The sequence below is a fragment of the Bacillus cereus group sp. N12 genome (assembly GCF_016483575.1).
Taxonomy (GTDB): Bacteria; Bacillota; Bacilli; order Bacillales; family Bacillaceae_G; genus Bacillus_A; species Bacillus_A toyonensis.
This window is the reverse complement of sequence record NZ_JAEHBO010000074.1, coordinates 1-9,428: the sequence shown is the minus strand read 5'-3', so window position 1 is coordinate 9,428 and position 9,428 is coordinate 1. Positions and strand designations below refer to the sequence as shown.

Below are 9,428 nucleotides of genomic sequence, written 5' to 3'. Positions count from 1 at the left end.
TTGATTTCGTAATAATGATTTAAATGTCTAGATAAGGGGATGGAGTATGGTTGAATTAGAAATTAGGTTGGAGCGTCTTAGGGAAGAACAAATAGGCGATATTGTAGCATTATCATCTTATATTGGTTGGGATTATAACAGAGAAGAAGTTGAAACAATTTTCAACTCAGGTATTGTATACGGCGTATGGAATGAGAGAAAGGAACTTATTGCTAGCGCAGCAATAATATTATATGGGGAGAAAGTAGCGTCTATCGGAATGGTAATTGTACATCCAGATTATAAGGGAAGAGGAATTGGAAAGGCGATAACGCATTCATGCATGAATAGCGTATCAGCTCGAACACCAATTATGCTTATTGCAACGGATGAGGGGAAGCATTTATACGAAAAGCTAGGATTTAGGGTGGCAAGCTATGTTTCTAAATACATATGTAACTCGTACAATCCGAATCATAAATGTGCAAGAAATGAAGAATATATGATGGATTATGAGGAAGGTGATTTAGAAGAAATAATAAAAATAGATGAATATGCGTTTGGAACAAATAGAAAAGAGTTTTTAAAGAAAAGAATGATGCAAAGTGAACAGTGCACTGTTGTGAAGGATAAGGAACAAAATATAATAGGATATGGTTTGAGTATACAAACGCCGGAAAATAAAATATTAGGACCGGTAGTTGCTAAAAATGATGAGATGGCAATAAATATTGTTCATTATTTAGCAAAAGGGCATAATGGGAAATTAAGAATAGATGTACCAGAAGTAAAGAAAGATTTTGTGAAAGAATTAGAGGTTACTGGTTTTAAAAAGGTGAATACACCACCAATTATGATGAAAAATAGTGATCAATTTTTGAAAAGAAATGGAGAACTATATAGTATTGCAGCACAAATTTTTGGGTAACAAAGAATCCTTCTGAATGAAGGATTCTTTGTTTATTAATCACGATATTGGTCGTGAGTTGGTTGGAAGAGGTCTTCCTCGATATCTCTCACCATAGAAAAATGATCAACGTTATAATGACCGTGTAAAATTTTATTGTGATGACCAATAATTTGCTCTGCAGACAATACGTTAGAATCAGTTGTGGAATGACCGTTTTTAATTAATGTAACGTCAAATCCTTGTACAGTTGCTGTCCTAACAGCTGTGTCAATACAATGTTCAGTTTTACATCCACCTATCACAATATGATTAATTTTTTCTTCTTTTAAAAGTTCAAGTAAAGAAGTGCCATAGAATGAATTCGTTGCTGCTTTATTAATAAGGATTGCAGACTGAGGTACTTGAATTTGATTATGTACTTCAAATCCCACGCCGCTACCAGAAGCAACATCGATATCTCTTACGAAAACAATAAGGGCATTTGAATCAATTGCTTTCTGTACAGCTGTATTTAGTGTAGCTAATAACTCAGTTTTACGAAAAACTTCATTTTCTTGCTCATTTCCATCAATTAATTCTTGTTGAGCATCGATAATTAATAGTGCTTGTTTCATCGTGTCTCCCCTTTAATATGAAATAAGTTCCACTGTACATATTCCTTCAGATTGTTAGGAAATCCTCCATTGCAAGCGAAGTAAACGATTGATTTACAAAGTTGTCAAAGAAATTTCATTCTCATAGTGTGTAAAAACATGTATGATAGGAAGTGGAGAATTTTTGAGTAGGTGGGAATATCATGCAAACAGTAGAAGATTATCTTTCATTCTTACATACGAAAGGATTTAAATTATCAGAGGAAGCACAAGGGTTTATTATGTTCGGGCAAGGATATACTGGTGCATCTGATGGAATTGTGAACGCAGCAATAGAAGCGACAATTAAACATCAATTACAGTTTGATGGCAGTTATTTTGTTGCGTTATTAGAACGATTGAAAGAAGAAGAAATTACAGATAAAAAAAGCGCTAAGGCTTTTATGCGGAAGTTACAAGCGTAACTTCACGCGGCCTGCGCTTCTTTTTTTATTTTGGAAGGTAGTTCAACAAAAATCATGCCTAGAAAAATACATAGACATCCGAAAATAGCAGACATAGAAAGTTGTTCGTTAGCAACGAGAACGCCTGTTAATGCAGCAAAAACGGGCTCCATTGCGAAAATAATTGCTACTCTCGTTGGGGAAGTATGTTTCTGAGCCGATGTTTGAATGAAAAAAGCAATGGATGTCGCAAATAAGGAAGTTAGAAATAGGGCGAATAAAAAGGAATGATTCGTCCATAGCGATATTGAAAATAAATTTTCCCAATCTTCAAATAAAAAAGCGCAAATAGAAGAAAATATACCAACAGTTAATACTTGGGATGTGCTTAGTAATAAAGGTGATATTTTCTTAGAATAGAAACCGTTAATGAGAATATGGGCAGCGAATGCGATTGCGCAACCGAGAACAAGTATATCTCCTATATTTAATTGAAAAGAATCAGCAGCTGTTAATAAATATAAACCGGCTGTTGCCACAGTGATACCGAGTACGACGAAAATGGTAGCCTTTTGTTTTAAAAAGATAAAAGATAAGATTGGAACCATAACAATGCTTAGTCCTGTTAAGAAACCTGCTTTTGAAGAAGTTGTATAGAGTAAGCCGAATGTTTGCAATAAATAGCCAACGCATAAAAAGAATCCAACAATTAATCCGGCAAAACTACTCTGCTTTATATCTTGTTTCGAAGTTTTTTGTGAGAAAATCATTTGAACGAATAATAAAATAATTCCAGCGAATAAAAAGCGAAGACCATTAAAAGTAAATGGACCAACGAAAGACATAGCATTTTGAACGACAACAAACGTAGCTCCCCAAATAAAAGAGACAAATAATAAAGCGAGAGGAGCAATCCACTCTTTTTTCACACTCATACCCCCGTTAATTTTGTAAGATAGCTTTTCTAGCTAATTCATCAGCGACTTTATTTTGACTACTTGGAATCCACTTAATAAAAAAGAGATCGAAACTTTTTATGTACTGTAGTGCTTCCTCTAATAGTGGTGCAAACATTTTATTTTTTGCGTATTCTTTTTCAACAGCTCGCTCGACAAGTTGCGAATCTGTACGAAAAGAGACAATGTTATAATTATGCTCCGTGCAATACTTTAATGCTGCAAGTAAAGCATGATATTCCGCTTCATGATTGGACATTGTTCCAAGTGGTAATGATAATTGTACAGGTGGCTGTATGCCTTTAATAAATACTCCCGCACCAGAAGGACCAGGATTTCCTTTTGATGCACCATCAATATACACTTCAATCAAAATGAGAAACCTCCAAATTATAAGATTATCCCCTACTTAAATGTTTTTTTGAAGTAGGGGATAGAGTACTTATCCCGCGTTAACGGGCAGTAAGACACCCACCTCAAAACTCGGCTGAAACAATGAAGTTAGGTGGGTGATCAACTGCCCGTAAATGCCCGATTGGTGAAGGCTAATAATCAGTGGGGATGAATATCCCCCACTGATTAAAGTTTCACTTTATCCGATTGTGATGCTATAACGACATGTAAATGTTTCATTCGCTTGTAAAGATTGAATTCCTTTTTTTTCCTTGAAATCTTTTGCTGGATTTATTTCATCAGCGATTCCATACCAAGGTTCAATACATAAGAAAGGTGCGTTATCCCCTGGTGTCCATACGCCGACAAATGGAAATCCTGCAAATTCTACTTTTACAAATTTATTATGTTTATGAGAGCGAATAGAAATTTCATTCGTATTCATATTTTCAAAAATAAGTGCATCATTTTTGAATAAATCGTATGTAAGTGGCAATTCATTCGTATTTTCAGCGATTAATTGTTTTTTACTTGAAAGATAAGGTCCTTCTAATACACTTGTTTCTAAGCGTTCAGAACCGTTAAATGATAGATGATAATCTGTAAATGATTCGCCGTCTAATAGAGGGAAGTTGAATCCAGGGTGCGCTCCGATTGAGAAGAACATCTCTTTTGAAGCAGGATTGTTTACTTCATATGTAACATGTATATTTTGTTCTTCTACCTCATAAGAAATGAGTAGTTCAAATTCGTAAGGATATTTTTTTAATGTTTCTTCATTACTAGTAACGATATAAGTGATTTTTGTTTCACTTTGTTCTTTTACAGAGAACGTAAGATCACGAGCGAAACCGTGTTGAGTTAAAGAATATGGTTTACCATCTACGTAGTATGTATTATCTACTAATCGGCCGACAATTGGGAATAAAATTGGTGCGCGACGTCCCCAATAAGTAGAATCACCTTGCCATAAATATTCTGTGTTATCTTCTTTTAAGCGAACGCTTTGCAATTCTGCACCTTTGTCAGAAATGGAAACGATTACTTTTTCATTTTGTATTGTTGCTGTCATGAAGTGAAACCTCCTAAATCTTTCATATGTTTCATTATACGTTGTCTAAAAGAAAAAAGGTAGTTGATGATAGGAATCTATTGACGAAAGCGTGTCTAATGCGTAGAATATAATCTTGTTGCTTAAAAAACGAATAACGTGGTTCGAAACCATCCCACGTAAAAAAACTAAGGAGATTTTGTCATGAATATAAGAACAATAGTCGGTAATGGTATTATAGCGGCATTATATATTGCTGTTTCTATGCTTATTCAGCCATTTGGCTTTACAGGTGTACAGTTTCGTATTTCAGAGATGTTTAATCATCTCGTTGTATTTAATAAGAAAGCAAGTTACGGAATTGTATTAGGTGTATTTTTAACGAATCTCTTTTTCTCACCTATGGTCGCTTATGATTTAGTATTTGGAGTAGGGCAATCTATTCTTGCATTAGTTGCAACGATTATTTCTATGCGATTCATTAAAGGTGTTTGGGCTCGTATGATTTTTAATACAGTTATCTTTACGATTACAATGTTTATGATTGCAATTGAACTTCATCTTGCATTTGATTTACCATTTATGTGGACTTGGTTAACATGTGCAGCAGGTGAATTCGTAGTAATGGCGATTGGGATGCCTGTAATGTACTGGATTAATAAGCGAGTACAATTTGAAAGATTTATGTAATAGATGAAAAAGCTATTCCTATAGGGATAGCTCTTTTTGTATGTGATTATATTGAATATAATACTGTGACTCTTGATAAAATATAATAAAATATAAATAAGAATTCTTATATAAGGGGAATTTAGCATGAAATATAAAATTCATTGGTTATATAAAACAAAACGCGGATTGCAGACGGAATTAACGACAGATTATATGAACATAGAAGAAGTACTTCAATTTGCGGAGGATTTTGAGAAAACAGGAAGAGCGAAAGAACTTTTATTTTACGATGAAATGGATGCAGAATGGTCATTAAAAGAAATGAAGAAGCTGAGTAAACAAGTGGAGGAAGAGATTCAAGAAATATATGTTTATTTTGATGGTGGGTATGATCTTCAGACGAAAGAAGCTGGAGTAGGTATATGTGTGTATTATAAAAAAGGAAATACAAACTACCGAATTCGCCGCAACGCATATATAGAAGGTATATATGATAATAATGAAGCCGAATATGCATCATTATTATACGGTATAAATATACTCGAAGAATTAGGGATTAAGTATGAAGCAGTTACGCTTCGTGGAGACTCTCAAGTTGTACTGCAGCAATTGGCTGGAGAATGGCCTTGCTATGATGAGCATTTAAATCATTACTTAGATCAAATTGAACGAAAGGCGAAGCAAATGAAATTAAAGCTTGTATGTGAGCCAATATCTAGAAAACAAAATAAAGAAGCACATCAATTAGCAACGCAAGCATTAGAAGGGACAGTCATTGATAGTCATAAAGAAATAACCGAATAGAGAGGTGCAAAGGTGGATAAAAAGCAACTCATTACAGAGGTAAATGACTTATTAGAAACGTATTGTGAAGGATGTTTTTTGCGAGAACATAATCGGAAAACGAATAGTAAATATTATGCCCATTCATTTTGTATTAGGCAATGTACAGTTGGAGAAACGTTGAAAAAATATGGAGAACAGTTGTCATAAAAAACATCCAGAGAAAACTCTCTGGATGTTTTTTTAGTGCTTCGCTTCATGTAATTGATGCTCGCACTTACTTAATTTCTTTTCCTCATTCATTAAAAATGGCTCATCTAAATCTGTTGCAACAGATTTCATAATCTCAAGTTGAGAGCGAGCTGCTTCTACTGCAGTAGTGGCATGCTCCAGTGTGTCTGGATCCATTGAAATTGTTGCAGAACCTACCATTTTTTGTGCTGTTTCTACACGAAATTTCACTTCTTCAAAATCATTTACTTCTGAACCCATTGTAATTGCCTCCTTTGTGAATTGCGCATTTCACATAGTTTTCGCTCTGTAAAACGGAAATATACAAAGGAATAACAAAGGAGGTTACCAAGTAAGGTAACCTCCTGTCATATGTTGGATTAAAGTTTTACTACGTTAGCAGCTTGAGGTCCACGGTTTCCTTCAGTGATATCGAAAGATACTTCTTGACCTTCTTCTAAAGCTTTGTAGCCGTCACCTTGAATAGCAGAGAAATGTACGAATACATCGTCAGCGCCGTCCATTTCGATAAATCCAAAACCTTTTTCGTTGTTAAACCATTTTACTTTTCCTTGCATGTTACAATTCCTCCTAAAAACATTTGCTTTTTTCATTTAGTGAAATTCATTTGAAAAGATAATATAAACTAAAAATGCTATAATCTTGAATATTCTGCTAAATGATTAATTTAAATATACACGAATTGGTAGAAATTAGTCAAGTAAGCGATTTTATTTTTTTGTATTTTTAAATAATTTTCTGGTCAAATGTTTAAAAAGGTATAGGACAGGCCGGTTATGTAATATTCTCTATTGAATGCTATACATAATGAGGTGAAAGAATGAATAAGTCTTACTTATTAGATAATGAAGGAATGAGAACGAGAACGGATATACCGAATTGGGTTGCGAAAGAATTTCAAAATTTTTCAAGCATCGTGTTAGAAGCAACTTTCCCATGTTATTTCGGTTTAACAGCATTGAAAAAGAATGAACTTCGTTATTCATTTCTTTCTCATAATGATTGGAGTCATTTGCCACATACAATGTTATCTTTTTTAGAATTAATGAAAGAGCGGCCAATTGTAAGAAGAGGATTTTTTCTTTTTGTGGAACCAGAATGGGAAGAACAATCACTTGAATATTATCGTGATTACTTTTGGAAAGTACTACAGTATTTACATGAACATGATAATCAAACATGGCCGCAGCAAATTCCTGAAGATCCAGATCATTATTTATGGGAATTTTCATTCGGTGGTGAACCGATATTTGCATTTGGGAATGCACCCGCTTATAAACAGAGAAAGACTAGGCATTTAGGGAATTCACTCGTTATTGGGTTTCAGCCACGTACCATTTTCGATGGATTAGAAGGTGATCGTCCTAAAGGGGCCTATTCAAGGCAAATGGTTCGTGAACGAGTTGAAAAGTGGGATCAGCTACCGAAACATCCTAACATTAGTCATTACGGTGATCTTGACCATCGAGAATGGAAACAATATTTTATTGGAGACGATATTGAGCCAATAAAAGGGAAATGTCCTTTTCATCATAAGGTAGAGAAATAAGAGCCATCATCTAGATGGCTCTTTTGTATATTTTGGATAAAAAAGGGTATTTTATTATGAAAGCTAGTCTATTTTTAAAGGTTACATCATTACTTAATAGTAAAGGAAGTAGAAAGGATAGAGCGATGTTTGGAGCAATTATACAGCAAATTGTATTAGGTATTTCATTAGCGGCACCAGTAGGTCCAATTAATATTGAAATGTTAAAACGAGGAATTGAACGCGGGTTTTGGCATGCGTGGGTTGTTGGAATTGGTGGAATGACTGCAGATGTTTTGTTTATGCTTCTCATTTATTTCGGTTTATCTTCTGTGTTTATGTATACATACGTACAAGCTCTTATGTATTGCACGGGGTTTTTCTTATTATTTTATTTAGGATTTCAAAGTGTAAAACAAGGAATTTCCCACTCGAATATGGAATATAAAAAAGAAGAGGTAGGTGGCCTTAAACAATCGTTTATGGCAGGATTTTTAATTGCTATATCCAATCCATTAAATCTTGTTTTTTGGTTTGGTATATATGGAAGCACACTTAGCTCATTGCTTACGAAGGTAACGAAACAAGAAGCTTTCTTGTACAGTCTATGCATTATTGTTGGGATTATTTTATGGAATTTAAATATTGCTTTTTCTGTACATTTTGGAAGGACTTTATTAAAACAGAAAGCACTTGGCTACATAACAGCCGGAGCAGGTATTATTTTAGTAGGATATTCTATCCATTTTGCATACAAAGCTTTACAGTTGTTCACATAAGATTGAAGGGGAGATTTTTATGTATCGAACCACTATTGACGGAAAAGAAATTATTATTACGTTAGCACCAAAAATCCGAAAAGAAGTTACTGATAGGGATCCATTATATGAAGCGGTATTTAATACTGCAGCCAGATTGCTACAAACAAAACAACCAACGTTTGCAGTAAATCATGAAGTATTTGGACTCATTATTGGAGAGGTACAAAGGGGAGAAGTAACAGTGTTTGCAGTAGAACACATTATTCCGAAGCAAAATATATTTGGAACAAACAATTTTTTCTCGACAATAGAACAGCGGGCAAATTTGTAAAGTGAATAGAAAAGAAATAGTCGTAACGATACGTTGCGGCTGTTTTTTTGGAAAAAGGGGAAGTAAGATGAAGAGAGTAGGGAAAGAGTTCTTTTTACAGCATGATATTGTTATTATGTATAGTATTTTATTTATTTTCATCATTATTTTAAAAATGCAATTTTTCACATGGATCGGTATGTTAGCGTGTCTGTTTGGTATTGTTTTTTATACGCTTAACGAATATATGACCCATCGTTTTTTATTCCATTTAAAGCCGCCTAAAAACGTATTTTTATTAAAAATGTTAAGAAGATTACATTATGATCATCACGTATACCCAGATGATTTGAAACTTTTATTTTTGCCTGTATGGTTTAGTGTACCTAGCTTTACTATATATTTACTTATATCATATGGTATTACAAAAAGTGTTACTGTTACACTTTCATTTGGAATCGGAATGATTATCATGCTCCTTGTTTATGAATGGAAACATTATATTGCACATAAGCCGATTCGTCCCGTCACTAAGTTTGGAAGGTGGCTAAAAAAACAGCATATATTACACCATTATAAAAACGAAAAGTTTTGGTTTGGTGTTTCAAATCCAGTATTCGATTTTATATTTGGAACGCTTAAAGATGGAAAAGACGTTGAATTAAGCGAAACAGCTCGTAATTTAGAAAAGGAAAGAAGTGGTGCGATAAGCACCACTTCTTTCCAGGCTGTGGAGAAAGTCTTCTCCACAGCCTGTTTATGTGTCTGAACCTCTTTTTATGTGTCAACACTGATAA

General features: G+C 34.1%; 15 protein-coding genes and 1 riboswitch. Of the genes, 9 read left to right on the top strand and 6 right to left on the bottom strand.

Annotation, left to right across the window (positions count from 1 at the left end; translation table 11 throughout):
• Positions 1 to 46: 46 nt before the first annotated feature.
• Positions 47 to 907, top strand: coding sequence for a GNAT family N-acetyltransferase (locus JDS92_RS24220; RefSeq protein WP_000229746.1), 861 nt, complete (start codon positions 47 to 49; stop codon positions 905 to 907).
• Positions 908 to 942: 35 nt separating this feature from the next.
• Here JDS92_RS24220 and JDS92_RS24215 read toward each other — a convergent pair whose 3' ends face one another.
• Positions 943 to 1,503, bottom strand: coding sequence for a cysteine hydrolase family protein (locus JDS92_RS24215; protein WP_000806314.1), 561 nt, complete (start codon positions 1,501 to 1,503; stop codon positions 943 to 945).
• 182 nt (positions 1,504 to 1,685) lie between these two features.
• On the opposite strand from JDS92_RS24215, the gene JDS92_RS24210 reads away from it, so the two are divergent.
• Positions 1,686 to 1,946, top strand: coding sequence for a DUF6123 family protein (locus JDS92_RS24210; RefSeq protein WP_001195212.1), 261 nt, complete (start codon positions 1,686 to 1,688; stop codon positions 1,944 to 1,946).
• 2 nt (positions 1,947 to 1,948) lie between these two features.
• On the opposite strand, the gene JDS92_RS24205 is transcribed toward JDS92_RS24210, so the two are convergent.
• The 3 genes from JDS92_RS24205 to JDS92_RS24195 all read right to left on the bottom strand — a co-directional run bounded on the left by JDS92_RS24205 (position 1,949) and on the right by JDS92_RS24195 (position 4,346).
• On the bottom strand, positions 1,949 to 2,854 hold the full coding sequence (locus tag JDS92_RS24205; protein WP_199632638.1) for a DMT family transporter: 906 nt from the start codon (positions 2,852 to 2,854) through the stop codon (positions 1,949 to 1,951).
• 13 nt (positions 2,855 to 2,867) lie between these two features.
• Positions 2,868 to 3,254: a reverse transcriptase-like protein gene (locus JDS92_RS24200; RefSeq protein ID WP_000573867.1), complete on the bottom strand. Its 387-nt coding sequence runs from the start codon at positions 3,252 to 3,254 to the stop codon at positions 2,868 to 2,870.
• 219 nt (positions 3,255 to 3,473) lie between these two features.
• Entirely contained in the window at positions 3,474 to 4,346 is an 873-nt protein-coding gene (locus tag JDS92_RS24195) for an aldose 1-epimerase family protein (protein ID WP_000127408.1), read from the bottom strand.
• 132 nt (positions 4,347 to 4,478) lie between these two features.
• Positions 4,479 to 4,523, top strand: a riboswitch (PreQ1 riboswitch).
• Positions 4,524 to 4,529: 6 nt separating this feature from the next.
• On the opposite strand from JDS92_RS24195, the gene JDS92_RS24190 reads away from it, so the two are divergent.
• The 3 genes from JDS92_RS24190 (at position 4,530) to JDS92_RS24180 (ending at position 5,990) form a co-directional block, all read left to right on the top strand.
• Entirely contained in the window at positions 4,530 to 5,015 is a 486-nt protein-coding gene (locus JDS92_RS24190) for a QueT transporter family protein (protein ID WP_001026463.1), read from the top strand.
• Positions 5,016 to 5,141: 126 nt separating this feature from the next.
• Entirely contained in the window at positions 5,142 to 5,801 is a 660-nt protein-coding gene (locus tag JDS92_RS24185; RefSeq protein WP_000875538.1) for a ribonuclease H family protein, read from the top strand.
• A 12-nt stretch (positions 5,802 to 5,813) separates the two neighbouring features.
• Positions 5,814 to 5,990, top strand: a complete 177-nt coding sequence (locus tag JDS92_RS24180) for a zinc-finger domain-containing protein (protein ID WP_000358801.1) — start codon at positions 5,814 to 5,816, stop codon at positions 5,988 to 5,990.
• Between the two features lie 33 nt (positions 5,991 to 6,023).
• On the opposite strand, the gene JDS92_RS24175 is transcribed toward JDS92_RS24180, so the two are convergent.
• Both JDS92_RS24175 and cspB read right to left on the bottom strand, forming a co-directional pair.
• Entirely contained in the window at positions 6,024 to 6,272 is a 249-nt protein-coding gene (locus tag JDS92_RS24175) for a DUF2564 family protein (RefSeq protein ID WP_000534393.1), read from the bottom strand.
• A 119-nt stretch (positions 6,273 to 6,391) separates the two neighbouring features.
• Positions 6,392 to 6,589 carry a cold shock-like protein CspB gene (gene cspB, locus JDS92_RS24170; protein ID WP_001161728.1) on the bottom strand — a complete coding sequence of 66 codons (198 nt, stop codon included), beginning with the start codon at positions 6,587 to 6,589 and terminating at the stop codon, positions 6,392 to 6,394.
• Between the two features lie 263 nt (positions 6,590 to 6,852).
• Between cspB and JDS92_RS24165 the strand changes: the two genes are divergently transcribed.
• The 4 genes from JDS92_RS24165 (at position 6,853) to JDS92_RS24150 (ending at position 9,400) form a co-directional block, all read left to right on the top strand.
• Positions 6,853 to 7,581: a YqcI/YcgG family protein gene (locus tag JDS92_RS24165; protein ID WP_001043781.1), complete on the top strand. Its 729-nt coding sequence runs from the start codon at positions 6,853 to 6,855 to the stop codon at positions 7,579 to 7,581.
• Between the two features lie 14 nt (positions 7,582 to 7,595).
• Positions 7,596 to 8,339, top strand: coding sequence for a LysE family transporter (locus JDS92_RS24160; protein WP_001196845.1), 744 nt, complete (start codon positions 7,596 to 7,598; stop codon positions 8,337 to 8,339).
• Between the two features lie 19 nt (positions 8,340 to 8,358).
• A complete protein-coding gene (locus tag JDS92_RS24155) occupies positions 8,359 to 8,652 on the top strand; it encodes a hypothetical protein (protein ID WP_000286380.1) in 294 nt (97 codons plus the stop codon).
• Positions 8,653 to 8,719: 67 nt separating this feature from the next.
• On the top strand, positions 8,720 to 9,400 hold the full coding sequence (locus JDS92_RS24150) for a sterol desaturase family protein (protein ID WP_206773062.1): 681 nt from the start codon (positions 8,720 to 8,722) through the stop codon (positions 9,398 to 9,400).
• The last annotated feature ends 28 nt before the right edge of the window (positions 9,401 to 9,428 follow it).

Coding starts and splice junctions, on each gene's coding strand:
- JDS92_RS24220 (WP_000229746.1), top strand. CDS start 47: ATGGTTGAATTAGAAATTAGGTTGGAGCGTCTTAGGGAAGAACAAATA.
- JDS92_RS24215 (WP_000806314.1), bottom strand. CDS start 1,503: ATGAAACAAGCACTATTAATTATCGATGCTCAACAAGAATTAATTGAT.
- JDS92_RS24210 (WP_001195212.1), top strand. CDS start 1,686: ATGCAAACAGTAGAAGATTATCTTTCATTCTTACATACGAAAGGATTT.
- JDS92_RS24195 (WP_000127408.1), bottom strand. CDS start 4,346: ATGACAGCAACAATACAAAATGAAAAAGTAATCGTTTCCATTTCTGAC.
- JDS92_RS24190 (WP_001026463.1), top strand. CDS start 4,530: ATGAATATAAGAACAATAGTCGGTAATGGTATTATAGCGGCATTATAT.
- JDS92_RS24185 (WP_000875538.1), top strand. CDS start 5,142: ATGAAATATAAAATTCATTGGTTATATAAAACAAAACGCGGATTGCAG.
- JDS92_RS24175 (WP_000534393.1), bottom strand. CDS start 6,272: ATGGGTTCAGAAGTAAATGATTTTGAAGAAGTGAAATTTCGTGTAGAA.
- cspB (WP_001161728.1), bottom strand. CDS start 6,589: ATGCAAGGAAAAGTAAAATGGTTTAACAACGAAAAAGGTTTTGGATTT.
- JDS92_RS24165 (WP_001043781.1), top strand. CDS start 6,853: ATGAATAAGTCTTACTTATTAGATAATGAAGGAATGAGAACGAGAACG.
- JDS92_RS24160 (WP_001196845.1), top strand. CDS start 7,596: ATGGCTCTTTTGTATATTTTGGATAAAAAAGGGTATTTTATTATGAAA.
- JDS92_RS24155 (WP_000286380.1), top strand. CDS start 8,359: ATGTATCGAACCACTATTGACGGAAAAGAAATTATTATTACGTTAGCA.
- JDS92_RS24150 (WP_206773062.1), top strand. CDS start 8,720: ATGAAGAGAGTAGGGAAAGAGTTCTTTTTACAGCATGATATTGTTATT.